We start from the raw sequence: 25,597 nt of genomic DNA, 5'->3' as shown, positions 1-25,597 counted from the left end.
CCACACACAGGCAAGATGCCTGTTTCACACACAGGCAAGATGCCTGTTCCACACGCCTGAATTACTTCGATGCCAAATTTGCCAAAGACTCGCCCGCAACCCGGCAAATCCGCCAGTCGGGCATCACATCAGCACCGATACCCTTGTAAAATCCGATCGCCAATTCATTCCAATCCAAAACGCTCCATTCCAAACGCCCGCAGCCCCTTTCCACCGTCAACTGCGCTAAATAAACTATCAAAGACTTGCCAATCCCCCGCCCTCGAAACTCAGGCACCACAAACAAATCTTCCAAATAAATTCCCGGCTGAGTTAAAAAAGTAGAATAATTGTAAAAAAACAGCGCCCAGCCCACAACTTGACCTTCGCACTCGGCTAAAACCGCTTCAGCAAAAGGTCTATCGCCAAACAAATGACGCTCCAAATCAACGGCATTGCCAGTAACGGCATGAGATAATTTTTCGTACTCAGCTAAAGCTTTAATCAAATCAAACAGCACCGGCACGTCGGCGCGGGTAGCGGGGCGCAAAATTACCTCAGAAGACATAAATAAGTAAGTAGTACGCGACAATCAACAATTAAAAATACCACATCCAGAAATTTTTAATTGGTAATTTTTAATTAAGCTTTTCCACATTAAACCAGCATATTTACGGTGGCCTCGGAGTGCCACCCCACAATAATTTTAAGATTTTTCAAAATGCCAACTCAAGGTTTTTTAGTTTATTTCAACCAGCCCTTCAATCGTTCCGTCACTTGAGGGCGGCGCAGCTTTCGCATTGCCTTATTTTGAATTTGACGGACTCGTTCGCGGGACAAATTGAACAAACTGCTGACCTCTTCTAAAGTGTAAGGTTCGCCGGTCAGCAAACCGTAACGCATAGCAACAATCTCTTTTTCCCGCTCAGTCAAAATACTGTCCAACACCTCCAAAATATCTTGGCGCATCATCATCTCATTCATCTGAGCTTCGGGAGATTGCGTCGCGTTATCTTCGAGAACATCCAAAAGTTCCGAACTTTCTTCTGAGCCGATGCGGTGGTTGAGAGACAAAGATTGCCGACGTACTTGCTGGAGGTAGCGAAGCTGTTCGCAACTAACTTGCATTTCTCTAGCAAGTTCAGTTTCACTTGGATTTCGTTGAAGAGAACGCTTCAAATCTCGATAAACTTTTTTGAGTTTATTTAACTGTTCGACAATGTGAACAGGCAAGCGAATCGTCCGCCCTTGATTGGCAATTGTCCGGGTAATTCCTTGGCGAATCCACCAATAGGCATAGGTAGAAAACTTGTAACCCTTCTCTGGATCGAACTTTTCGGCTGCTCGATTTAAACCCAAAGCTCCTTCCTGAATTAAATCGAGAAAAGGCACGCCCCGATTAAGATAGCGTTTGGCAATCGAAACCACCAAGCGCAAATTCGAGCTGATCATTTTCCGTTTCGCCGACTGACACTGGTGGCGAAGCTGTTGCATTTGAGTTTCGCTTATCCCCAAAGCCGCTGCGATTTCAGCTTTTGTCGGCACTCTGTCCAATTCCTGCTGCAAACGCTGTTCTAGTTCATCCAGGGCTACCAATTCTTGAACGCGGCGCGCCAACTCTACTTCTTCGGCTGCTGTCAGTAGAGGATACCGAGCCATTTCCTTGAACAAAGCTCCCACTGGATCGTCGGCAGACCAGTTGTTGTATGCTGACGATCGAGTTACCGTCGGACGATCGATCTCGGTGTCTTCATCTTCTGCGATCGCGAATGAGGCTTCGGGTGCCACCGCAAAACTGCCTAGGTCAGATTCTGCCATATCGTGCTTGGTGTCGGTGGAAGGATTTGAAAAGTATCCCTTAACTTTAACCAATTTAACCCGAAATTTCCGAAATCCCAAATCCCAAATCCCAAATCCCAAATCAATTAGTTCGGGCTAGTAAAGGAGCAGCCTGCAACAACTGCTGAGTGTAAGGGTGCTGCGGATTAGTAAAAATATCCCTAGTCTTACCGATTTCAACAATTTTTCCAGCATTCATTACCGCAATACGATCGCAAAAAAATCTCGCCACCCACAAATCGTGCGTAATAAACAGATAAGTCAAATTAAATTCCTGCTTCAACTCCAACATCAGCTCTAAAACTTGAGTCTGCACGCTGGCATCCAGCATACTCACAGGTTCGTCGCAAATTATCAGTTGCGGCCGAGTAATCAAAGCACGGGCTATAGAAACTCGCTGCTGTTGTCCTCCTGACAATTCCCCCGGATAGCGGCGAAAGAAATCCTCCCCTGGACTTAAACCCACCCGCTCTAACATTTGGATTACTTGTTTTTTAGCTTCGCTGCCATTAGCTAATTTGTGAATAAACAAAGGATCAGCAATACTTTGCCCGACAGTCATCATCGGATTCAGGCAAGCGTGGGGATCTTGAAAAATCATTTGCATTTCGCGGCGGTGCTTCCTCACAGCATCGCGGTTCAGGGCAGTTATATCTATTCCTTGAAATTCCACTTTGCCGCCAGTCGCGGTAATTAGCTGCAAAATCGTGCGTGACAAGGTACTTTTGCCGCAGCCGGACTCCCCCACCAGCCCTAGGATTTCTCCCCGTTGTAGCTCTAAACTAACGCCGTCTACGGCTTTAATTACCTGCCGATTCCTGGAAAACAACTGATCTAATAAATTGCTTTCTAAACTGTAGTGTTGCTGCAAATTGGTTACGGTCAAAAGAGGCGAATTTGTTAAGTTTGCAGTAACGGCTTCAGTCCTGATTTCCTCGAATGCTAACCCTTTGTCAGAATCGGCTTGAATGTGCAAAGCTGCTTTGAGGAGCGATCGAGTATATTCGTGCTGCGGTTTTTCAAAAACGTTTAGCACCGGCCCTGTTTCTACAACTTTACCGCCGTACATCACCGCAATGCGATCGCAATACTCAGCCACCATCGCCAAATCGTGAGAAATCAACAAAATAGCCGTTCCCCGTTCCTCACAAAGTCTGGTTAATTCCTGCAAAATCTGAGCAGCTACAGTTACGTCCAAACTTGTAGTCGGTTCGTCCGCCACAATTAATTTGGGATCGAGCAAAAGAGCCAAAGCAATTGCTACTCTTTGCCGCATTCCGCCGCTAAATTCGTGGGGAAATTGCGACCAGCGAGACGCGGGAATTTTCACAGCTTCCAGAGTTTCGATTGCCCGTTTCTTAGCTTGCTTGCGATCCAAATTCGGTCGGTGAGCTTGCAAAGTCTCGATGCAATGTTCTCCTACAGTCATCAAAGGATCGAGACGAGTCATCGGATCTTGAAAAATCAATGCTACAGCTTCGCCCCGAAATTGTCTCAGCCGCGAAGCATTCATATCAAACACCGACTCTCCAGCAAAACTAACTCGCCCCTCAATCAGCGTTGAATCCGGCAGCAACCGCATCGCCGCCCTTCCCAAAGTTGACTTACCGCACCCAGACTCCCCAACTAATCCGAGCTTTTCCCCCGGTTTCAGCGTCAGGGAAACCCCGTCCACGGCCCAACCGGATTGGCCCCGCCGCTGGGGATAAGCTACTCGCAGATTGTCAACGGAAAATAGAGAAGAGTCATTAGTCATTAGTCATTAGTCCTTAGTCAATCGATTTTAGATTTTAGATTTTGGATTTTAGATTAAAGAATTAAAGCATTAACTTGCGCGAGATAAATTCGGGGGCTTGTATCCTGGAGCCTTTCGGTCAGTAGTCAGCGGTCAGTTGTTATTTGTTATTTGTTATTTAATGGTCAATATCCTGGCTGTTAGTTGTTACTTCTTAGTGTTTCAGAGTTATTAGTTATGGGCAAGAGACGGCTCTGCTGTTTGTAAATACAAATAAAAATAGCTACAAACAAAGCTTTTATTAGTACATCATTCACCGAGCAACTGATAACTGACAACTGACAACTGACAACTGACAACTGACAACTGACAACTGACTAAATTTCCCTTCGCTTCAACTCAGCTCTCCGCAGTATGTAAGTAGCGGCACAATCTGCGTGAGGATGGTCTGCTAAAACTTCCGCGAGTTCCAACACATATCCGGCGATATCCGGCCCCAACTTCTCAGTCAGCACTTGACGTTCCCGAGAGGCGAGTTCTTGCACGCGGGCCTTAGCTTGCCAATTCGGAGAAAACATCTTGTCAATCTCGGTGTGGAATCCCAGACTTTCGAGAATGTCCCACTCGCCGTTATCGCACCAAATGCCCCCGCACAACATACAGCGCTCTATGTAAAAGGGCACTCTGCTGAAAGGAACTTTCGCCCGCGACAGATAGTGACCGTCTTCGGGACACAGCGCTGCTTTGCTGTCGTAGGGAGACGGCGTGAATTCTATGCCGAGAGTCGCTGTCGCATCAGGCTTCTCGGATTTGTTGTACCACTGGCTTTGCTCTTTTTGCCAAGCTTCGTATTCTCTGCCTGGAATCCAGATACCGTAACAGTTGGGACACCACTGCACCGACATACGGCCGGCTAAGGTACCGCCTTCTAAATTGGGATGTTTACATTTTGGACATTCCACCGCTTTATTTCTCCTTGCCTTATTAATTCCCTGTTAATTCAATTATTAATTCTGTATCTAGGCGGGCCCTGAAGAACCAGAATTTTTTTGCAGCAGCGCGCCACAGTAGCCAATTAGCGTGTTAAGCCGCGCGATCGCCCCAGTTTGCCTCGCCTTTGCTGTCGCTGGCTGGCGCGACGCTTGCAAAAAGGTGACATCTGTCCCCAATAACCGCAGTTGCTTGTGAATTTCCGTCAAATAGGACTGCTCTGGGGGTGTTTCTGAGGCGTCTAACTCATCGCTTTCGGCTCTCATAATTTGGTTTCCGAAAAATTGTTGCACTTTTGTGTATTCGATCGCCAGCGCGGCCCGATCCAGATTCTCCTGTGCAGCAGTTCTTTGTAGTTCTTCTAGCGCTTGCTGTAATTCTTGGTAGCACTGGCGGCGGTCTTCGGACAATATCATGATTTTGTAAACAAATTTGTATTTATAATCAAAGTAGATACTTACTTAAGTTTGCTCATAGGGAGGGAAGCTGTGCGTTTTTGGAGCTATTCCCTGTTTTGTGAGAACTTTTTTTGATTTGCTGCCCTGACTCTACCCTTCTGGCTGCTGCTTTTAGTTTAGCGTTGCCGGTAAATGCCGATCGCCCGCAACCTCAACGGCTACCGCCAAAATATGCTTATTTTACCCGATTTTCCCCGATCGACAGACTGCTGCGGCAGCAGTGGTGTCACTATCTTTTCCTACCTGCGAGGGGGGGCGACTCGGAATTAGATAGGTATAGTTTGAGAAAAATCGACTATTTTTTTGAATTGCAAATTGTGGCATTCAATTAGTTTAGTATAGCTAAACACATAATTTCGGCAATTCAACCGAAAACCGGCTTTTAACCATTTGTATTTCTAAGTTTTAAAGGTGTACCCCATGAACGCGAACACTCTGACTCCCTCTCCTTCGATCGATCCTGCTGTAGTTCCCGATTGGCTGCAAGAATGCCTGAATGCTCGATCGGAGCCTGATGGGGGCCCTAACCCGAATTGTTCGACGGACGACAGCTTAATTTGTCGGGCCTTTGAATTTGCCCGCGACTTGCACGAAGGACAATACCGCAAATCAGGAGAACCTTACATTTGCCATCCGGTAGCTGTCGCTGGAATACTCCGGTATATGGGCGGCAACAACGTCATGATTGCCGCCGGCTTCCTCCACGACATTGTTGAAGATACAGATATTACTCTCGAAGAAATAGAACAGCGGTTCGGCGCCGAAGTGCGACAGTTGGTTGAAGGTGTCACCAAGCTTTCTAAGTTTAATTTTTCCAGCAAAACAGAGCGCCTTGCGGAAAATTTCCGCCGAATGTTCCTAGCAATGGCTAAAGATATTCGCGTCATTGTCGTCAAACTGGCAGACAGGCTGCACAACATGAGAACTTTGGAGCATTTGTCCGAAGAAAAGCAGCGCAGTATTGCCCTAGAAACCCGAGATATTTTTGCTCCCCTAGCGAACCGTTTGGGTATTGGCCGCTTTAAGTGGGAATTGGAAGATTTAGCCTTTAAATACCTGGAACCTGAAGCTTACCGCGAAATTCAGGAATTGGTGGCGGTGAAGCGGGCCGATCGAGAAACTCAACTCGCAGAAGTCACAGATAGTTTGCGAGAAAGGCTTGACAATTTAGGCATTAAATGCTATGAAGTTAGCGGTCGTCCCAAACATTTGTACGGAATTTATGGGAAGATGCAGCGCCGCCAAAAAGGCTTTAACCAAGTGTACGATATTGCAGCGGTGCGGATCATAGTAGAAACCAATGATGACTGTTATCGGGCTTTGGCGATCGTCCACGATTCTTTCCGCCCGATTCCCGGCCGCTTTAAAGATTATATCGGTTTACCAAAAGCCAACCGCTACCAATCTTTGCACACCGGAGTAATCGGAACCAGCGGCCGCCCCATCGAAGTGCAAATCCGCACCGTAGCCATGCACCACATTGCAGAATACGGCATTGCCGCGCACTGGAAATACAAAGAAACCGGCGGTTCTAACACAAAAGTCACCGGCGATGACGAAAAATTTACTTGGCTGCGACAACTCCTTGAATGGCAAAGCGACCTCAAAGACGATCGCGAATATTTACAAAGCATTAAGGACAACTTATTCGACGAAGATATTTACGTTTTTACTCCTAACGGAGACGTAATTGCTCTCAATAGCGGATCAACTCCCGTAGATTTTGCTTACCGCATTCACACAGAAATTGGCAATCACTGCACCGGTGCCAGAGTCAACGGGCGAATGGTGACACTAGACAAGGTTTTAAAGAACGGCGATATTGTAGAAATCTTGACCCAAAAAAATGGTCATCCGAGTTCCGATTGGCTGAATTTTGTCAAGACAAACGGAGCAAAAAACCGAATTCGCCAGTGGTTGAAGCGATCGCACCGAGATGAAAATCTCGCTCGCGGCCGAGAATTGCTGGAAAAAGAATTAGGTAAAAACGGCTTAGAATCTTTGCTAAAATCTGAACCCATGCAATCGGTGGCTCAGCGCTGCAACTACCACAGCGTCGAAGATTTAATCGCCGGTTTAGGCTACGGCGAAGTCACCCTAAATCTCGTAGTAAATCGACTGCGAGATTTAGTAAAAGTGCAGCAAAAAATTGAAGCTGCTCCCGCAGCAACCCACGAATTGCCCCAGCTAATACCTGCATCGACGACACCGAAACCATTACCGAGTTCGTCTCCGAGCAAATCGCCCATCGCAGGTGTAGAGGGATTGCTCTACCATTTAGCCGGCTGTTGCTGTCCGATTCCTGGGGAATCAATTATTGGAGTTGTGACTCGCACTCGCGGAATTTCGATTCACCGACAACGATGTTCAAATGTTGAGAGCGTACCTGGGGATCGCTTGGTTCCTGTGAGTTGGAATTCCAGCAACCGCAATGAATCTCGACCCAACACTTATCCGGTTAACATTCAAATTGAAGCCCTCGATCGAGTGGGAGTTCTCAATGATGTTTTATCGCATTTGAAGGACAACCAAGTAAACGTCCGCAGCGCTCAAGTCAAAACATATCCCGGATTGCCGGCCTTAATTGATTTGTGCATGGATATCCAGGATAAACAACAGTTCGAGCGGACTTGTATGCAAATTAAAAAGATGAGCGATATTTTGAATTTGCGGAGGCTGAGTGAAGGGACTTAGAAATTTAATTTAGCGGCTGATGCGGGAAATTGGTAAGTAGTAATTGAAAATAAACTTTTCTATTTAAACTCTTAACAATTCCCAAACTATAGCAATCCTTGCAGGAGTCGTAAATTTTTTACCCCACCCCAACCCTCCCCTTATCAAGGGGAGGGAGTAAGAAATTCACAAATGATTTAGGATTGCTATAGCCGCAGTCGGCTGTTAGCAAGCAGTAAGAATAATTTACGACAAATAAGTTAAAGCATGGATGACAGTCAGTTAGAAAATCTCCTCAAAGACATTGAATCCGATCGAGTAGAGCGCAAGGCCTCAACATCCGATAGGGGTAAACTCCGTCAGGCTATATGCGCTTTTGCCAACGACTTGCCAAACCACCAACAGCCAGGGGTACTATTTATAGGTGTTAATGATGATGGAAGCTGTGCCAATTTGAGCATCACCGATCAACTGTTACTAACCCTCTCGGATATGCGTTCAGATGGAAATATACTGCCTTTTCCCGCGATAACCGTGCAAAAGCGAACGCTTGCGGGATGCGAGTTAGCAGCAGTCATTGTAGAACCATCAGATGCACCCCCTGTCCGCTATGAGGGGCGAATCTGGGTACGGGTGGGCCCCCGCCGCGCTACTGCCACAGCCGAAGAAGAGCGCCGTCTCTCAGAAAAACGGCGTTCCAGAGATTTACCTTTTGATATTCAATCTTTGCCTTCCGGGACACTAGATGACTTAAATTTAACTTTATTTCAACAGGAATATCTACCTTCAGCATTGCCTAGTGACATATTAGAAGAAAATCAAAGAACCGTCGAACACCAATTAGCATCAGTAAGATTTATTACCAGTTTACCGTCAATTCAGCCAACAAATTTAGGTATATTGGTAGTAGGAAAAGACCCAAGGCAATTGATACCGGGTGCTTACATTCAATTTTTGCGAATTGAGGGAACTGAGCTAACCGACCCAATTAAAGACCAGAAAGAAATTGCCGGGCCACTTTCTATGATGCTGAGAGTGTTAGATGAAATACTGCAATCTCATATCTCAATAGCTTCTGATATTACCGCTCAGTCAGTGGAAATCCAGCAGCCAGATTACCCGTTAGTAGCACTGCAACAGCTTGCTAGAAATGCGCTCTTGCACCGCACCTATGAAGGGACGTATGCACCAGTAAGAATTACCTGGTTTAGCGATCGCATTGAAATTCAAAACCCCGGAGGGCCCTTTGGACAAGTTAACAGACAAAATTTTGGTAGGCCTGGAATCACTGACTACCGCAATCCAAACTTAGCAGAAGCCTTAAAAAATCTTGGTTATGTACAAAGGTTTGGAATGGGTATCGCCATAGCTCGCAATTCACTGCAAAAAAATGGCAGTCCACCACCGGAGTTTGTTGTCGAAGATGCTCATGTTTTAGTAATTATTAGGAGGCATCCGTGACAGTACCCATTATTGCTTTTTTCAATAATAAAAGTGGCGTCGGTAAAACTTCGCTAGTATATCATTTAGCCTGGATGTATCGCAATTTAGGGCTGCGGGTGCTAGCAGCAGATTTAGACCCCCAAGCCAATCTGACTGCTGCTTTTCTAGAGGAAGAACGTTTAGAAGAATTGTGGGAAGGCAATAACCGACCTAACACAGTTTTTCGCTGCGTACAGCCTTTAGTTAGAGGAATTGGTGATATTGCTACTCCAGAAGTAGAGCACATTGAAGAAAGATTGGGACTCTTGGTAGGAGATTTATTGCTCTCTGGATTTGAAGATGACCTCTCAGCAGAATGGCCCGGCTGCACCGATCGCAAGGAGCGTTCTTTTCGGGTCATTTCTGCTTTTTGGCGACTCTTGCAAGAAGCAGCAACAGTTCATCAAGCTGATGTAGTTTTGACAGACATCGGCCCGAATTTAGGAGCGATTAACCGGGCCGCTTTGATTGCAGCTAACTATGTAGTAGTTCCTCTATCACCGGATTTATTCTCACTGCAAGGATTGAAAAATCTCGGCCCAACTCTCAGACGCTGGCGGCAAGAATGGCTAGAAAGATTAGAGAAAAATCCTGCCCCTGATTTAAAGCTTCCTCAAGGTCAAATGCAACCTGTTGGTTATATTGTCCTGCAACACTCGGTACGGCTAGACCGCCCAGTGAAAGCTTATCAGCGATGGATTGCACGGATTCCTAATATTTATCGGGAAGCTGTGCTCAATGAATCGGAAAATAGCACACTTTCCATCGCCGAAGATCCTCACTGTTTAGCTTTGCTAAAACACTATCAGAGTCTGATGCCGCTTGCCCAGGAAGCCCATAAACCTATGTTCCACCTCAAACCTGCGGATGGGGCAATTGGTTCTCACATCCAGGCCGTGCAAAGTGTTTACGGAGACTTTAAAAAGCTAGCTCATAAAATTGCTGAAACCGTAGAAATCCCAATACTTACCAATTTCTAATCCCAACTTTTAAGTAAGCTGCTACGCCTATAAAGTGAACTTTTAGGAGAGAAACTAACCATTACTTTGCGCTAGGTGCGGGCTTTGCAGCGCCCAGCTTTTGCTGCAAAAACTCCTGCGCCACTTGTCCCGCTTCCTGCTGTTCCCCGTCAACTTGATAGTTGAGTTTCCGCATATCTTCCTCAGAGATTTTGCCGCCCAATTCTGCGAGCACTGGACGCAATTCCGGGTATTGTTCCAAAATTTGCGATCGCACAACCGGAACTGCTTCGTAGGGCGGGAAATAGCCCTTGTCATCTTTGAGAACTACTAAACCTAAACTTTGAATCAAACCGTCCGTCGTATTACCAGCAATCACATCTACTTCTTTTTGTTGCAGCGCTTGATAAAGCAATCCTAACAGCAATTCCTTCGGTTGTTCTCGAAACTTAATTCCGTAAGTTTTCGCCAATCCGGGAAACCCATCTTCTCTCTCGTTAAATTCTGGGCCGAAACCAGCCCGGAGGTTAGGTGAAGCTTTCCCAAGTTGCGAGAGAGTTTGTAAATTGAGTTTTTTGGCATCGTCTCCCCGCACAATAATCGCAAAACTGTTATTAAATCCCAGCGGTTCCGTCCATTCTGCTTTAAACTGTTTGGGATATTCTTGTTTGAGGTAATCGAGGACTTTTTTGGGGTCAGAAATCGGTTTTTGTTTGAGCAGGTTGGCGTAAGCAGTCCCCGTGTATTCGACGTACAAGTCGATTTTACCTGCTGTTAGGGATTGATGGCAAAGCGAACCTCCCAGATTCAGTTCTCGTTCTACTTTGATATCTGTTTTAGCTTCGATATGGCGTGCTAAAATTTCGGCGAGGATGACTTGTTCGGTAAAGTCTTTCGAGCAGATGACAACTTGCTTTTCGGGCTTAGAGGTACATCCTGCTACTGCAAGCAAGCAAAGCAGCCAGCAGGAATAGAAAAAAAAATCGTTCTTAGATATTTTCATGACTTAACTCAAATTAAGCATCTACAATTAATACTTTATAAGTTATAGCATAAAGCCCCGATCGCAGACTTTTTCAAGAGGTCTGCGCTTTAACACCGATCGCACTTTACCCAAGTTCCGTTTTCCTGTTGTAACATTTATTTATAGACATGGAGGACAAAAAATGGTAATCAGCGTCAGCGATATTATCCAGCAGCAGCGGCAATTTTTTGCGACTGGGAAAACGAAAGATGTGGATTTTCGGCTTGAACAACTCAAAAAACTTAAAAGTGCGATCGAACTTAATCAATCACGAATAGTCGATGCCGTCAAGGCAGACCTCGGTCGGCCGGAATTCGAGGCTTATCTTGAAATCGCATCGATCGCCGAAGTTAATTATGCCATCAAAAACCTCAAATCGTGGGTAAAGCCGAGAAAAGTGGCTGCTTCGATAGATCAATTCCCAGCATCGGCCCGCATTTACCCTGAACCTTTGGGCGTTGTTTTAATCATCGGGCCTTGGAATTACCCATTTCAGCTAATGATATCACCTTTGGTCGGGGCGATCGCCGCCGGCAACTGTGCACTTCTCAAACCTTCGGAAATCGCCTCGCACACCTCCGAAGTTATCGCCGACCTGATATCCAAAACCTTCGATCCCGCCTATATAGCCGCCGTCGAAGGAGGAGTCGAAATCAGCCAACAATTGCTAGCCGAAAAATTTGACCACATCTTCTTTACAGGCGGCACTAAAATCGGTAGAATAGTCATGGAAGCTGCCGCTAAACACCTGACACCTGTCACATTAGAATTAGGTGGAAAAAGTCCTTGCATTGTAGACTCAGACATTCAGGTTGAATACACAGCAAAACGCATTGCGTGGGGCAAATTTCTCAATGCCGGACAAACTTGCATCGCTCCCGATTACCTATTAGTTGATAAAAAAGTTAAACCTGCTTTGATGACAGCAATTAAAACAGCCATTCACGAATTTTACGGCGACAATCCGCAAACAAGTCCCGACTATTCGCGGATTATCAACCAGCGGCAATTAGACCGTTTGAGTGCGTTTATCAAAGATGGAGAAATTGTCGTCGGTGGGGAAGTGAAACCGGAAGATAGATATATTGCACCGACGGTTTTAGATCGTGTTTCCTGGGATTCGCCGGTGATGCAGGATGAGATTTTCGGGCCGATTTTGCCAGTTTTGGAGTATGATGATTTCGGGGAGGCGATCGCCCAAATCAACGCCCGTCCCAAACCTTTAGCTTTGTATTTGTTCTCTAAAAATAAAGAGAAACAAGAGCGAGTTTTGCGGGAAACTTCTTCGGGGGGAGTTTGTCTCAACGACACGGTTATGCAAGTGGGAGTAAAAGATTTACCTTTTGGCGGAGTTGGCGACAGCGGCATCGGTAGCTATCACGCAAAAGCAAGTTTTGATACCTTTTCGCATCAAAAAAGCGTGCTGCAAAAGTCATTTTTACTTGACTTAAAATGGCGGTACGCTCCCTATAAGGGTAAGTTGGATTTGATTAAGAAAATTATCGGTTGATCGATCGCACTTGGAGGGGCGGGTTCGCCAACGTTTACAATATCACCGAGATAGCCAAATGAACCCGCCCATTCCTGATATTATCGGTCAACCGATTCCACGGTGAACGATTATTTCCATAAATTTTAAAGGATTGCTCATCTGTTTTATGAACGATTTCGATCGCAATGTCTGCCTTGCACCATTCTCAAGAACAGGCTTTCCGGCCTGTTCCACAAAGAGTGAATTTCTTGTGGGTTGGGCATCCTACCCGCCCATAAAAAGCTTATTAAAAATGGTGCAAGATGTCAATCCTAAAGGACAGTTGCCCTTCAAAATAATTCAGATTAGAAATGTCTATAATATCTTTTAGCATCTTCTCGCTAAACAGCAATTTATGGAACCTTTAGCAACAGAACGCTGTGCAGCCTGCAGCCCAAACTCTGCCCGCGTCACAGCTTACGAAATTGTCCAGCTAAAACCTCAAATTCCCGACTGGAATTTGATCGAAAAAAATGGCATTCCCCAAATAGAACGCACTTACGAATTCCCGGATTTCAAAAGTGCGATCGCCTTTACAAACAGCGTCGGCGAAGCAGCAGAAACTGAAGGACATCACCCCGCACTGTTAACCGAGTGGGGGAAAGTTACCGTTACTTGGTGGACTCACGAGATTCCTGGACTGCACCGCAATGATTTTATTATGGCTGCGAAAACAGATGCGATCGCCAATCAATTCCCAAAATAAAATCAGACTTATAGCCCGATCGCAGTTTAAGAAAGCACCGCCCTGGGCACTGGTGAATGTTGATTAGCATTATTCAACAACTCCAGATTCAGTCGGTAGCCGACATTCCGTACAGTTTGAATCAGGCTCGGCTGTCGCGGGTCGATTTCGATTTTTTTACGCAGAGAGAGTACGTGAGTGTCGATCGTCCGGGGGTTATCAATCGCATCGGGCCAAGCCCGACGCAGCAAATCCGAGCGCGACAGCGGCACTCCTCCAGCTTGAGCTAGCACGTACAGCAGGCTAAATTCCTGGGGAGTCAGCTCAATATGTTCCTCGTACAACCTGACTCGGCGCTGCACCAAATCAATTTTCAGCAGCCCGCACTCCAGCGTCGCCGGCGGTAGCATCGTGCGGTTACGGCGCATCAGAGCTTCCACCCTGGCCATAAACTCTTGCATCCCAAAGGGTTTAGTCAGGTAATCGTCTGCCCCCGCCTTCAAACCTTCAACAATATCCGATTCCGAATTCCGCGCCGACAGCATCAAAATCAGCGACTGCTGCTGCTGTTGCAGCCAGTTGCAAAATTCCAAACCGTCCCCATCAGGCAATTGGGCATCCAGAATGACTAGGGTTGGCTGGCGGCTGAAAAATATTTCCCTAGCGTGACTGATATCCGCTGACTGGTGCACCCAGTGACCGACTTGCTGTAGATGCCAGCCCAAGAGCGATCGCAGGTGCGGATTCCCTTCAACAATTGAAATACTTGCAGATTCCACAGAGGCGAGCTTCCCATATCACTAATTGCTACAAGGTTAACAGAGCTTTTGTCAAGCTTTTGTAACCATCGCTACTCAAGCATTAGCTGCGTTTAAAGCAGCGGACATAGCTAGGGTACGAATTTTAAAGATTGGGTTAATTTGGCAGAGTCAGCCTGCAGAAAGGTGAAATCATTCTGGCGGTAAGCTTACAATGAAAATAAGACAGTGTAAAGCCGATCGATCCCATGCCCCAACCGCCTGCCAAAAGCGATCCCCCCGACCCAGCCCCCAATCCCAGGAGGTTGACAAATCGCGCAAGTGAAACTAGAATTCCTCCAACCGTTCGCTCGGTAGCCGGAACACTCAGCCACTTTGACCGTCAAATTCAGCCACATCCCGACTCAATTAAACGCACAGCGAATTATCTAGGTGCGCGCAAAAAGTCGAGCAACTGCATTGCAACGAGTGAAATTTTTTATGGAGGGTAGCCTGTTGAGCAGGGTAAAAACTTTTATTTAGAAATAGCTTCAAGCTGAGCCACTCAGCATCAATCGAGGCCATTCCTAAATCCCGCCGTCATTATACAAACCACAAAGGATTTCAAGCTCATACCATGCTACAAGACACCCAAACAATCCGGCACTACCAAAAACTCACCGACGCCCTCGTCGAAATGTGGAATAGAGGTTATCGCTTTGATGACCTACGGCTTTACTTAGACGGCTATTTAGCAGCCCTGCGGCACTCCAACAGTTTGGAGCCCTATCTGATTCACAGACTAGAGGAAGAAGCAGCGCGTTACATTCACGACCCCTCCAATTTTGCAATGCCACAGACACAGACACAGGCTGAATCAGACTACTATTAAATAGCAAATTCGGTTTGATAAACCCTTGATGAATTGGGAATTGGGAATTGGGAATTGGGAATTGGGAATTGGCAATTTTAACGGGTTCCCTGGCTATGCCTCGGAACCGATGTCCACAGGCTCGGCCTCGCTTTGGGAGCCTAAAAATTCGATGCCTAGCCGACTGCATTGCGTTCCTAGGCTTTGCCTGGTAACGAATAATTAAGTAAATCAACCTAATTCAACGTAAAACGCGATTGCTGTTATTTCCCCGACTTCTTTAAGAAGTCGGGGATATGTTTTTTCTGTCTAATTTAAGAAGCCAAAGCCACTTCTACAACTTCTTGCAATTCGCCCTTTTGATACATCTCGATCATAATATCCGAGCCACCAACAAATTCGCCGTTGATATAAACTTGAGGAATTGTCGGCCAGTTGGAATACTCTTTAACGCCTTGACGAATTTCCTGGTCTGCCAAAACATCAACAGTTTCGTAAGGCACTCCCAAAGTATTGAGAATTTGCACCACAGTATTAGAAAAACCACACTGGGGCATTAACTTATTGCCCTTCATAAACACCATGATTTTGTTTTGCTTAACCAACTCGTCAATTCTTTGATGTGCTGTTGTACTCATGGTAGGTCCTAATATTGTTTGAAAATTTTTAAACGTTGACTGACGCAGAAACCGGGTTTTTTAGGAAAATCTTTCGTTACAGCCATAGATTCCGGTTAAAAAACCCGGTTTCTTTGGTTTTTGTGGGTAAGTGCAGCAGTTGTATTTCAAGCAACTCTTGACACAAGCACAAACTTGTGATACCCAATTGCCGCTCAACAATTAAGCAGCTTGACTTTTCGCTTCCCATTCTGCAGGAGTTAAGGTTTCCAAGCCCAAAGCGTGGATGGCTTCACTAGCCATTGCCTGTTTGAGAGCGCCGTATACCAGTTGGTGCTGCTGTACTCGGCTTTTTCCTTCAAAGGCTGCAGAGACGACTCTCGCCTGGTAGTGGTCACCGCCACCGGTCAAATCGTCAACTTGTATTTTAGCGTCGGGCAACCCTGCCTTAATCATTTCTGCTACTTGAGACGGTGTAACCATTGGTTTCTCTGATAAACGGCTGTAATTTAGATTTTAGTGGAACTATTTGTTAGACGATCGCGGTTGAGTGCTGGCAGGCCGGGGAAAGGGCGAATCCACAAAACCCAATTCCAGTAACTGCTGGTAAGCTTTCTTGCCCAAGTCGCGAGTTGGCTGCTGCGATCGAATAATCTGAATCAGCAGGGGCACAGCCAGTTCGGGCTTATTTTGCGCCCGGTGTACCAACGCCAGCCGGTAGGTAGCTTCGTCGCGCATTTGGGCCGTTTCTACAGCTTTGGTGCGGTGGCTTTCCGCCAAGCGGATGTCAATTCCGGCAAAACTGCTACCCAGTTGTTGGTAGAAGTTGGACAGTTGATTGAAAATTTGGCGGGATTCTTGGAGTTTTTGAGTAGCCAGTGCGTAATTCTGAGAGGAAATAGCACTGCTGGCTTCTGTCATCAAACGCTGGCCTCCTGGGACGCTCAGCAGACTGCTGTCTTGCGTCAGAGGGCGAAGATTGTTGGGGTCTGTGGGGTCGTCGGCGGGCTCGATTTGCGGTTGGTTCTCTGGCCCAGAAGGTTGTTGTGCTTGGACTTGGATCGGTTGCAACAGGGTAAAAGCTGCGATCGCCCCGATCGTAATCCGGGCAGTGGAGCGAAGCCAGCAAACAGTTCCAGAGTATACCATGAAATTACTTTGCGCCTATGCGCTTTAAAAAAATATTTAGCTTGAGCCGATCTTACCATTGGCGATCGCAACCGGCTAAGTGTAAACCAAATTTGTTGAAATGTCAAAGGGTGGGCGATCGATTTTGGATTTTAGATTTTGGATTTTAGATTTTGGATTGAACCAGGAAATCGCGGGGGATTGGACAGATCCCGGCAATCTAGTCCTGGACGCAGAAACCGGGTTTTTTTACCTAAATACTGCCTTTGAGGGTTTAAAAATGGTGGAAAACCCGGTTTCAATGGTTTTGATGGGTAAGTCCCGATCTAATTCAACAATCGAACGAACCATGAATATGGCAATTGAAAGAACAGCATACGGTCAACTGCTGGCTAAATCTCAGCCTAAGCCAATCCTGAACGAAGAAGATAATGATCTTGCCCTCGCACAAGTCGATTTTCTGATGTCTAAGGAAGAATTAACAGTAGAAGAAGAAACTTTACTGAGTCTCTGGGCTCTGTTGATCGAAGAATACGAAGCCAAGTATTACCCAATTCCAGAAGCGACTCCCCAGGATGTTCTATTGCATCTCATGGAAGTTCGCGAACTCAAACAAGCCGATTTAGTGGGCGTGATTGGTTCCAAAGGAGTAGTCTCTGAGGTGGTTAATGGGAAACGGGCGATTAGCAAGGCGCAAGCTAAGGCGCTGGGAGAATTTTTTAATATTAATCCTAGCGTGTTTATTTGAGCGTGTTTATCTGAAAAACTCGCTGATATCGAAAAAGACTTGGCGGTTGACACCGCTAGCAACGCGATCGCACAAACTAAGTCCGACGCGGACTGATGGAAAAACTACCGCTGTTAGTTACAGATTCAAACCCCTCATAGCAAAAACCTCCCTGACAGCTTATAAATATGTTTGATAAATCTACATCAAAATCAAACAGGAACATTTCTGATGGTACAACCAAGCAAACCCACCTCCGAGACTCTCCAAAACTATCAAGGAATTGGAGTTCCCGATGAAAGTCTCCCACTGATTTTGCAGCGCGGCGGCGATGAATTGCTGCTGTCAAAAGCGGACGATCGCTTTACAGTCCGCCCCTCACCAACAGCATCAGCCTCAAACGATTGGGCTGCAACAACTGGGGCAAAACTCAACCGCCGCGTCGGCCAAAGTAATCTCGAAGAATATCTCGTTTCAGCCGATCGCCTAGAAGCAGCAATGCAAACAGCGCGCGCCAGCGATGCCGTAGCTTTTGCCAGCCACGTCTATTGCCCCGCGAACAATCCCAGTACATTCTTTTATTTAACCGACCAAATTACCATTCAATTTGGCGAACAAGTAGACGAAGAATCGCGAAAGGCGATCGCCAATGCAGCAGCTTTAAAAATAGTCCGGCCAGTAGAAGGAATTCCCAACACCTTCGTCTGCTTCGTCACCAAACAAGCAACAGAAAACCCGGTCAAAATTGCCAACCGCCTGACAAGATATCCAGAAGTTCTCGTAGCAGAACCCAACATTTTAGTAGAGACGCAGCAGCATTACACGCCCCGCGATCCGCTTTATCCCAAACAGTGGTATCTCAACAACAAAGGCGGCAAGGAACTTGTCGGCGGTGCTCAAATTTATGCAGAACCAGCTTGGAACCTGACTCGCGGAGTTCGATCGATCGTAATTGCGATCGCCGACGATGCAGTTGACATCACCCACCCGGATTTTCAAGCCCAAGGCAAAATCGTCTCACCCATCGATTTCAAAGAGGGCGACACTTCCCCGATGCCAGTCGCCGACTCAGACAACCACGGCACAAGTTGTGCCGGCGTCGCCGTTGCTGAAGAAAACGGCAAAGGCATTGTCGGCGTCGCCCCCGGATGCGCCCTGATGCCCATTCGTACCACGGGTTTTCTCGATGACGATTCTGTCGAAAAAATATTTAATTGGGCGATCGAAAAAGGTGCCGCCGTCATTTCTTGCAGTTGGGGGCCTGCGGCAGTTTACTATCCCCTTTCCCTGCGGCAGAGTGCCGTTATCACCAAAGCAGCAACCCAAGGGCGGGGCGGCAGAGGCTGCGTTATTCTGTTCGCTGCCGGCAATGCCAACCGCCCAGTCAACGGCACAATTAACGAGAAAGGCTGGCCCAACAACGTCCTGGGCGGTCAAACTAGATGGCTGGCAGGATTTGCCGTCCACCCCGACGTAATTGCCGTCAGCGCTTCCACTTCCCTCAACAAAAAAGCAGCCTACAGCAATTGGGGCACCAGCATCTCGGTTTGCGCCCCCAGCAACAACGCGCCGCCGGGAACTTGGTTGCCAGAAACCGGATTTATCGGCACGCCGCCGGAGGTGACGCAGTATTTGCCCGGTTTGGGGGTGTTTACTGCCGATCGAGTGGGCAATCGGGGCTACGACTGGGGGGACTATACTGATACTTTTGGCGGTACTTCCAGCGCCACTCCAGTAGTCGCTGGGGTTGCAGGGTTGATACTTTCGGCTAACCCCCGTTTGACGGCGCGGGAAGTGCGGGGAATTCTCGAACAAACTGCTGAGAAAATTGTCGATCCCGATCCCGATCCCCAGTTGGGCAATCGCATGGGAAATTACGATCCTAACAACGGCCGCAGCGATTGGTTTGGTTACGGGAAAGTGAATGCTTTTAAAGCTGTGCAAGCTGCGGTGAGAAAGGGCGGCGGCAATCCGAATATCGGGGGTACAGTGTTCAGCGATATTTCTGGACATTGGGCACAGAAGTTTATTGAAGCTTTGGCTGCGGCGAATATAATTAGCGGTTTTCCTGACGGTTCTTTTAGGCCTGATGACAGTTTAAACCGTGCTCAATATGCGGCGCTGTTGGTGAGTGCGTTTAGTCCGATTCCGAGGGTGCCGGCTACAAATTTTATTGATGTTTCTGCTACTTTTTGGGCGAGAAGTGCGATCGAACGGGCAAATCGGGGGGGGTTTTTGGCGGGGTTTCCGGGGTTGAAGTTCGGCCCGAATCAGAATTTAACTAAGGCTGATGCGATCGTGTCTTTGGTTAACGGTTTGGAACTTAAGGGCGGCAATCCTGATACTTTGAAAGTTTACACCGATCGCTCTCAAATTCCTAATTATGCTTTAAGTGCGATCGGCACAGCAACTGCTTTGAAGATTGTGGTTAATTATCCTTCCCGCGATTGGCTTTCGCCGCTGCGGGACATTACCCGCGGTGAGATTTCGGCTTTGATTTACCAGACTTTGGTGGCGATTAATCGGGCAAAGGCGATCGATTCTCCTTACATTGTTTAATCGCGATCGGTTCGTAGTGAGGACTGAATTCCTGATAATTTTATGAGGACTTTAGTCCTCACTACAAACCTATTTTATTGTGGCATTTTTAAGCTCGAAAATCCCCCAAAGCTTTCAAGGCAAATTGTGGCAAAGCCAACATCCTCCGCCACCGCCAAGGTTCTTGATAAAGCCGATACAACCATTCTAAATGATTGTCGCAAAACCAAGCAGGGGCGCGAGTTTTTTTGCCCGCCCAAATATCAAAACTGCCGCCAACTCCCACCCAAATCGAATCAGGACAAAGATGCCGGTGTTCGGCAATCCAAAACTCTTGGCGCGGCACTCCCAAGCCCACAAAAATCAGTTTTGGCTGCATTTCTTTCAAGCTTTGATCCAAGTCTTTTTGTTCGTGTGGCGAGAGATATCCATGCTGAGAAACAATCGACAATCCCTTAACTTTTTGCTGCCAATTTTCTGCTGCCGCCTCCGCAATTCCGGGGTGACCTCCGAAGAAAAATATTGATTCAGAATTCGGCAAGTTTCCGGCAGCTTCTAACAGCGATTCTGCTAATTCAATCCCCGGATAGCGCTGTGCCGGTTTGCCACGCAGCCGCAAGTACAACACCACTCCCGAACCGTCGGGAATCACGAGTTCCGCTTTGCGGATTACATCTGCTAAGGCCTGATTTTGCTCGGCTTGCATGGCCATTTCAGCATTCAAAGTCACCACATGACTTCCTAACCCTTGATGCAGACGCTCCATCAGCCAACCTGCATAATCATCTAATATGTGAACTGGTAGTCCCAGCACTGAAAATTGCGGGCGCGATCGATCCATATTTTTTTCTTTGAGATTCCTACACACCTAGTTATTTAAATTAGCTTAGATTGGCGATCGACGCTAGACCAGTTTTGGTCGCAAAAAACCCGGTTTGTGCCACCAAGAGTCTGTTAAGTCATCGTTCTGTGGCCCAGAAACCGGTTTTTTTGTAAGCGACGAGTCGCGCAAGTTCATTAGAGTTTGCCCGCCAAGTGCGATCGAGCATTAGCGTTCGATTTTTTTGACAGAGCCGTCTGCGTACCATTCCATGGGTACTAGCTCAATTTTACCATTAATTTTCACTGTGGAGTAGACAACTTTCACGAAAGGAACGCTGTTGTTATTGTGGTTTTGCGTAGACATGGCAATTACCTTTTTGTGTTTAGATAACTTGAGAAATGATCTAATCTCTGATATATTTAAAAGTCTATTCACCCCAATTCGGCTCGCATCAGGAAAAACAAGGAAAACGAAATGGCGATCGCAAAAAACCAGCGGCAAACCAGGTTAGATTATTACTACGAGCAAATCAAAACCATCATCCTCAAGCGCCAGAACCCAATTACTGGTTTGCTGCCCGCGAGTACCGCCGTTAACGCTCACGGCGACTACACCGATGCCTGGGTGCGCGACAACGTGTACAGCATTCTCGCGGTTTGGGGTTTGGGTTTAGCTTACCGCAAAATTGATGGCGATCAGGGCAGGACATTTGAACTCGAACACAGCACAGTCAAACTGATGCGCGGCTTGCTGTTTGCGATGATGCAGCAATCGAGCAAAGTAGAACGTTTTAAAAATACTCAGTCGCCGCTAGATGCCCTGCACGCTAAATACAATACTCAAACTGGAGGTATTGTTGTCGGTGATGACAAGTGGGGACATTTACAGTTAGACGCTACATCTATATTTTTATTAATTCTTGCTCAAATGACGGCTTCCGGGCTGCACGTAATTTTTACAATTGATGAAGTCAATTTCGTGCAAAATTTAGTTTACTACATCGGTAGAGCCTACCGCACGCCGGATTACGGAATTTGGGAAAGAGGTCATAAAATTAATCGCGGCAATGCAGAATTGAACGCCAGTTCAGTTGGCATGGCAAAAGCAGCGCTGGAAGCAATAAATGGGTTGGATTTGTTCGGGATTAAAGGTTCTCAAGCATCGGTGATTCACGTTTTGCCAGACGAAATTGCCCGAAGTCGCATAACTTTGGAATCGCTTTTGCCTCGCGAATCTAGCTCAAAAGAAGTAGATGCCGCTTTATTGAGTGTGATTAGTTTTCCGGCTTTTGCTGTGGAAGATCGAGAATTAATAGAACGGACTCGAAATAAGATTATTGACAAATTGCAAGGAAAATACGGCTGCAAGCGGTTTCTGCGGGACGGACACCAAACAGTGTTGGAAGATGCGGATCGCCTGCACTACGAGCCCACAGAATTAAGGCAGTTCGAGCACATTGAATGCGAGTGGCCGCTATTTTTCACTTATTTATTGTTGGACGGCATATTTCAGGGAAATCAAGCCCAAGTGCAAGAGTACCAGCAGCGTTTGGAATCTTTAGCAGTCGATCGCTCTGGTGTGCCGCTACTACCAGAATTGTACTACGTCCCCGCCGAAAATATAGAAGCAGAAAAGCTAAATCCCAGCAGCCAGCAGCGCTTACCCAATGAAAATATTCCCCTAGTTTGGGCCCAAAGTCTGTATTTTCTCGGTCAATTGCTAAATGAAGGATTAATCGCAGTGGGCGATATCGATCCGCTGGGAAGGCATCTGTCAGTGGACCAACACAGAGAACCTTTAGTGCAAATTGCACTGTTAGCTGAAGACGAAGATTTGCAAGCAGAATTAGCCGCTAACGGCATTGCCGCGCAAACCCCAAAACAGGTAGAACCTATTCAAGTCCGCCAGACTAAAGAATTATCAGCTATTTACACGCAAATTGGACGAAACGACCAATTAGGCTTAACCGGCCGCCCCGTGCGCCGTTTGCGGAGTTTAACAACTTCTCGGGTGTTTAAAATTCGCGAAGAGGCGATCGTATTTCTTCCCTCATTTTTGAACAGACAAGAGTTTTACTTAACTTTAGATTACCATTTTTTAGTAGCTCAAATCAAGAGCGAAATAGCTCACATTCACCGCCACTGGTATCAGTTGGGACGCCCTACGGTAACGCTGATGCTGACTCACACGATGCTGGAAACCGGTCGGGAAGTGTTGTTAGAATTAATGAAGGAATTCCGGGATGGACACTGTAACAATACGCCAGTTAAACTTGGAAATATTAAGCAGTTAATGCTGACCGCTGGCACGGAGAGAATTGATTTCATGCACGATTTTGAATTCACAGAATCTCCAGTTACAGGTGCAGTCGAAACTCCCAGATATCTCGGTTACAATCCTGAAAAAACTTGGCCTCTGGGTCATACGCAAGAATTTAAATTAGAGTGCGAAACTAATACTCAATTTTTGCTGACTAGCCTGCGCGAATCAGAAAATTTGTACGAACAAATTGAGCTGCTGCACACCTTGGTTCGCCTCAAAGGGTTAAACTTTGATACAGGATTTGGAGGGGCGGAAGAAACAGTTAAAGTTGTGGATTTGCTCAACGAAGTTTATATAAAAGCTGGAGAAAGTTCGCAATCAAAAATCCAATGGGCAGTCATCCGCCATGCCGCAGGTTTGCTGGACAAAGTTGATATCAGCTTATCCGATGCGGTGACAGATATTTTGGTGCGACAAAAACAGATTGCTGTGGGGAAAGCTTACAGCGAAGATTCGATAATTTCGAGACCCGGATCTTACACGGAAGTGATGGACAAAATTCGCCAATTCTGCGGAGAAGATATTCGCGATCGAGTTCTCACCCAAGAAATTCTCATCTACCTTGGCCTGCTAATTAAAGCCGAACCGCAGTTATTTAAAGGCCTGCTGACGCTGAGAGTTAGCTACTTTATTTTGCTGCTGACTAGCGAGTTTGCCCGCGAATTGGGAGTTACGCAAAATGAAGCTTACGAACATTTAATGCAGCTAAGTCCCTTTGAAATCAAAAATCGCCTGCGCCAAGTGTTGACGGAATACGAGGAAATGAATCAAATCCTCAAACAGCAAGAATCCCTGCGCGTCAAACAGCCGGAAAAAGATATTGAATGGGTAGTAGCGCCAGTTTCTGAAGAACCAACAATGCCTGGGGGAGGATGGCGTCGGAAGCGGCAGATGGAAGGTACTGTCAATCGCGTACCGAAGGATTTTTATCCGAGTGTTTGGGGACTGCTGCGGCACTGCAAAGGCTTGATAATTGGCGACAAATTAGAGCGGCGCAATCGGTTAGATAGCCATATCATTTTATCGGAAATGACACCAGGCGAAAAGAATTTTGCGCTACAAATCGAGCATTTGCTGAATAAGATTGTGGCGCCGGAATACCGGCAAGTAAATATTGAGGCGCTGATGGAGTTGGCCGCGATCGCCCAGCGCAACCCAGAATTGCAAGTAGAAGAATACATCGTTTTAGATGTATTAGTCGGTCACGCAGTGCGGCTGAATTGGCAAGGAAAACACCCGGAAAGAGCCGATAAATACGACGAAGATAAAGCGGCGGCTTGGCAAGCTTTTTACAATACTTCGCCTTACGTTTGCGCGAGTCATGTACTCGATGCTTTCAGATTCTTGACAAAGTTTGGATAGATTGAGGGCGGGTGGTTAATACAAGTCTCGATTGACCTGTTTGTAGTAAGGACTTCAGTCCTTTCATTGCCAACTCATCAGCAAAGACTTTTGTCCTAACTACAAATCTATTCCACTTTTCCAACAAGTCTAGTCAATTCAAGATAGAAAAAATTATGATGAATGTTTCTACAATAGCAGATAACAACGTTGCGATTCAGTTGTCGATCGAAGAAGTAGAATTTTTCCTGCAACTTGTTCAGGAAGTGCAACAGGTAATACCAAATAGTTTTACAACAAGAGTGAATACCTCTCCCAGACAAGCTAGAGGTTTTTTTGAATCTATTCTTCAAGATATTAAACAGTCCGGTGAAAGCTTGATGAATATTAGCTTTTTGTTTCAGGAAATATGTCTATTGCAGAACTTATTGAATGAAGCTTGTCACGCGATAGTCATCAATGATTTTGAAATAAAATTAGGGAAGTCTCAACAAGAAGCAAAAGAACTTTTAGAGTGGGTGTGTAATGTGACAAAAGAGATGGAAGCTCTTAAGGAAGCCAGAAGAACTTCATATATGCCCTCTCCTTCAAATCTACCGAAACTAAAGGAGGCGAATAAATGTTGCCTTGAGGCTGACGGATACCTGATTACTTTTTATATAAGAAAACTTCTGTCTTCTAAAAATGTTGTTAATCTATTTATCGTCTTAAAGATTGGCACCACTCAGCTTGTTGCATTTTCCATTAGTTCTGCGCCCAAACCAATTGAGGTTGAAGATTTATGCGCTCTTATCAAAACCTTTGAACAATACATTGAACTTTCTGACCAAGAGTTTGCAGCTTTAGAAAGCCCTTTTCAAATTTTTAATAGTAGCATTTTTCAATTGCATACTTTAGAAACAGATATTACCTCAGACAATGAAAAGTATGCTATTGTGAATTTTATGCTACCTTTAGCGAATTCTAGACATAGCATTGTGAAACCTTTTATAGGTGTTAAAGGAGCCGTTACTTTCAGAAATATTTGTAGCTTTACCTCATCAATGCGAAAGATATTAACTGAGTAATGCTCAAAAATCACAGAGTAATAGGGCTATTTTAATTTACAAGTTTGTAGTAGCGCCCAAACGCTACTGCA

23 protein-coding genes are annotated in these 25,597 nt (G+C 46.2%); 11 read left to right on the top strand and 12 right to left on the bottom strand.

The annotated features are described in order from the left end of the window. Positions 1–61 precede the first annotated feature (61 nt). The 5 genes from QT973_RS04900 to patD all read right to left on the bottom strand — a co-directional run bounded on the left by QT973_RS04900 (position 62) and on the right by patD (position 4,959). Positions 62–547 (bottom strand): GNAT family N-acetyltransferase, encoded by a 486-nt coding sequence (locus QT973_RS04900; RefSeq protein ID WP_333052556.1) that lies wholly within the window; start codon positions 545–547, stop codon positions 62–64. A gap of 176 nt (positions 548–723) precedes the next feature. Continuing rightward, positions 724–1,797, bottom strand: a complete 1,074-nt coding sequence (locus tag QT973_RS04895; RefSeq protein WP_333052553.1) for an RNA polymerase sigma factor, RpoD/SigA family — start codon at positions 1,795–1,797, stop codon at positions 724–726. Between the two features lie 103 nt (positions 1,798–1,900). Continuing rightward, positions 1,901–3,574: an ABC transporter ATP-binding protein gene (locus QT973_RS04890; RefSeq protein ID WP_333052550.1), complete on the bottom strand. Its 1,674-nt coding sequence runs from the start codon at positions 3,572–3,574 to the stop codon at positions 1,901–1,903. 356 nt (positions 3,575–3,930) lie between these two features. Beyond that, positions 3,931–4,515, bottom strand: a complete 585-nt coding sequence (locus QT973_RS04885) for a zf-TFIIB domain-containing protein (protein ID WP_333052547.1) — start codon at positions 4,513–4,515, stop codon at positions 3,931–3,933. Positions 4,516–4,572: 57 nt separating this feature from the next. Further along, complete coding sequence (gene patD / locus QT973_RS04880; RefSeq protein ID WP_333052545.1) at positions 4,573–4,959, bottom strand: heterocyst frequency control protein PatD; 387 nt, start codon at positions 4,957–4,959, stop codon at positions 4,573–4,575. Between the two features lie 113 nt (positions 4,960–5,072). Here patD and QT973_RS04875 point away from each other — a divergent pair, with 113 nt between their 5' ends. The 4 genes from QT973_RS04875 (at position 5,073) to QT973_RS04860 (ending at position 10,136) form a co-directional block, all read left to right on the top strand. Then, positions 5,073–5,333, top strand: a complete 261-nt coding sequence (locus tag QT973_RS04875; RefSeq protein WP_333052543.1) for a hypothetical protein — start codon at positions 5,073–5,075, stop codon at positions 5,331–5,333. A gap of 88 nt (positions 5,334–5,421) precedes the next feature. After that, entirely contained in the window at positions 5,422–7,695 is a 2,274-nt protein-coding gene (locus QT973_RS04870) for a bifunctional (p)ppGpp synthetase/guanosine-3',5'-bis(diphosphate) 3'-pyrophosphohydrolase (protein ID WP_333052541.1), read from the top strand. Positions 7,696–7,941: 246 nt separating this feature from the next. Continuing rightward, complete coding sequence (locus tag QT973_RS04865) at positions 7,942–9,135, top strand: ATP-binding protein (protein ID WP_333052538.1); 1,194 nt, start codon at positions 7,942–7,944, stop codon at positions 9,133–9,135. Then, positions 9,132–10,136, top strand: coding sequence for an AAA family ATPase (locus QT973_RS04860; RefSeq protein ID WP_333052535.1), 1,005 nt, complete (start codon positions 9,132–9,134; stop codon positions 10,134–10,136). The genes QT973_RS04865 and QT973_RS04860 overlap by 4 nt, the downstream gene beginning before the upstream one ends. 61 nt (positions 10,137–10,197) lie before the next feature. Here QT973_RS04860 and QT973_RS04855 read toward each other — a convergent pair whose 3' ends face one another. Continuing rightward, positions 10,198–11,118 (bottom strand): glycine betaine ABC transporter substrate-binding protein, encoded by a 921-nt coding sequence (locus tag QT973_RS04855; RefSeq protein WP_333052534.1) that lies wholly within the window; start codon positions 11,116–11,118, stop codon positions 10,198–10,200. 163 nt (positions 11,119–11,281) lie between these two features. Here QT973_RS04855 and QT973_RS04850 point away from each other — a divergent pair, with 163 nt between their 5' ends. Together QT973_RS04850 and QT973_RS04845 are read left to right on the top strand one after the other, a co-directional pair. Next, complete coding sequence (locus QT973_RS04850) at positions 11,282–12,649, top strand: aldehyde dehydrogenase (RefSeq protein ID WP_333390756.1); 1,368 nt, start codon at positions 11,282–11,284, stop codon at positions 12,647–12,649. A gap of 376 nt (positions 12,650–13,025) precedes the next feature. Beyond that, positions 13,026–13,376, top strand: coding sequence for a 4a-hydroxytetrahydrobiopterin dehydratase (locus QT973_RS04845; RefSeq protein ID WP_333242768.1), 351 nt, complete (start codon positions 13,026–13,028; stop codon positions 13,374–13,376). A gap of 26 nt (positions 13,377–13,402) precedes the next feature. On the opposite strand, the gene QT973_RS04840 is transcribed toward QT973_RS04845, so the two are convergent. After that, positions 13,403–14,134 (bottom strand): response regulator transcription factor, encoded by a 732-nt coding sequence (locus QT973_RS04840; RefSeq protein WP_333052527.1) that lies wholly within the window; start codon positions 14,132–14,134, stop codon positions 13,403–13,405. Between the two features lie 595 nt (positions 14,135–14,729). Here QT973_RS04840 and QT973_RS04835 point away from each other — a divergent pair. Further along, on the top strand, positions 14,730–14,984 hold the full coding sequence (locus QT973_RS04835; RefSeq protein ID WP_333101986.1) for a DUF6761 family protein: 255 nt from the start codon (positions 14,730–14,732) through the stop codon (positions 14,982–14,984). A 293-nt stretch (positions 14,985–15,277) separates the two neighbouring features. Here the strand turns inward: QT973_RS04835 and grxD are convergent, their stop codons facing one another. The 3 genes from grxD to QT973_RS04820 all read right to left on the bottom strand — a co-directional run bounded on the left by grxD (position 15,278) and on the right by QT973_RS04820 (position 16,729). Next, on the bottom strand, positions 15,278–15,601 hold the full coding sequence (gene grxD, locus QT973_RS04830; RefSeq protein WP_333201083.1) for a Grx4 family monothiol glutaredoxin: 324 nt from the start codon (positions 15,599–15,601) through the stop codon (positions 15,278–15,280). Positions 15,602–15,802: 201 nt separating this feature from the next. Further along, on the bottom strand, positions 15,803–16,063 hold the full coding sequence (locus tag QT973_RS04825; RefSeq protein WP_333052524.1) for a BolA family transcriptional regulator: 261 nt from the start codon (positions 16,061–16,063) through the stop codon (positions 15,803–15,805). A gap of 42 nt (positions 16,064–16,105) precedes the next feature. Beyond that, on the bottom strand, positions 16,106–16,729 hold the full coding sequence (locus QT973_RS04820; protein WP_333390751.1) for a hypothetical protein: 624 nt from the start codon (positions 16,727–16,729) through the stop codon (positions 16,106–16,108). 100 nt (positions 16,730–16,829) lie between these two features. On the opposite strand from QT973_RS04820, the gene QT973_RS04815 reads away from it, so the two are divergent. Further along, entirely contained in the window at positions 16,830–17,456 is a 627-nt protein-coding gene (locus QT973_RS04815; RefSeq protein ID WP_333390748.1) for a hypothetical protein, read from the top strand. Between the two features lie 210 nt (positions 17,457–17,666). Next, on the top strand, positions 17,667–19,994 hold the full coding sequence (locus tag QT973_RS04810; RefSeq protein WP_333208413.1) for a S8 family serine peptidase: 2,328 nt from the start codon (positions 17,667–17,669) through the stop codon (positions 19,992–19,994). A gap of 88 nt (positions 19,995–20,082) precedes the next feature. On the opposite strand, the gene QT973_RS04805 is transcribed toward QT973_RS04810, so the two are convergent. Both QT973_RS04805 and QT973_RS04800 read right to left on the bottom strand, forming a co-directional pair. Then, the gene (locus QT973_RS04805) at positions 20,083–20,814 is read right to left on the bottom strand and encodes a WecB/TagA/CpsF family glycosyltransferase (RefSeq protein ID WP_333052515.1); all 732 of its coding nucleotides are present in this window, start codon (positions 20,812–20,814) and stop codon (positions 20,083–20,085) included. A gap of 207 nt (positions 20,815–21,021) precedes the next feature. After that, positions 21,022–21,159 (bottom strand): hypothetical protein, encoded by a 138-nt coding sequence (locus QT973_RS04800; RefSeq protein WP_333038037.1) that lies wholly within the window; start codon positions 21,157–21,159, stop codon positions 21,022–21,024. A 111-nt stretch (positions 21,160–21,270) separates the two neighbouring features. Here QT973_RS04800 and QT973_RS04795 point away from each other — a divergent pair, with 111 nt between their 5' ends. Next, complete coding sequence (locus tag QT973_RS04795) at positions 21,271–24,480, top strand: glycoside hydrolase family 15 protein (protein ID WP_333390745.1); 3,210 nt, start codon at positions 21,271–21,273, stop codon at positions 24,478–24,480. Between the two features lie 155 nt (positions 24,481–24,635). After that, on the top strand, positions 24,636–25,526 hold the full coding sequence (locus QT973_RS04790; RefSeq protein WP_333208415.1) for a hypothetical protein: 891 nt from the start codon (positions 24,636–24,638) through the stop codon (positions 25,524–25,526). Positions 25,527–25,597 lie beyond the last annotated feature (71 nt).

It is taken from the genome of Microcoleus sp. Z1_A1, assembly GCF_036700305.1.
In the GTDB taxonomy this organism is placed as follows: domain Bacteria; phylum Cyanobacteriota; class Cyanobacteriia; order Cyanobacteriales; family Microcoleaceae; genus Microcoleus.
This window is presented reverse-complemented; position numbering and strand designations above follow the sequence as displayed.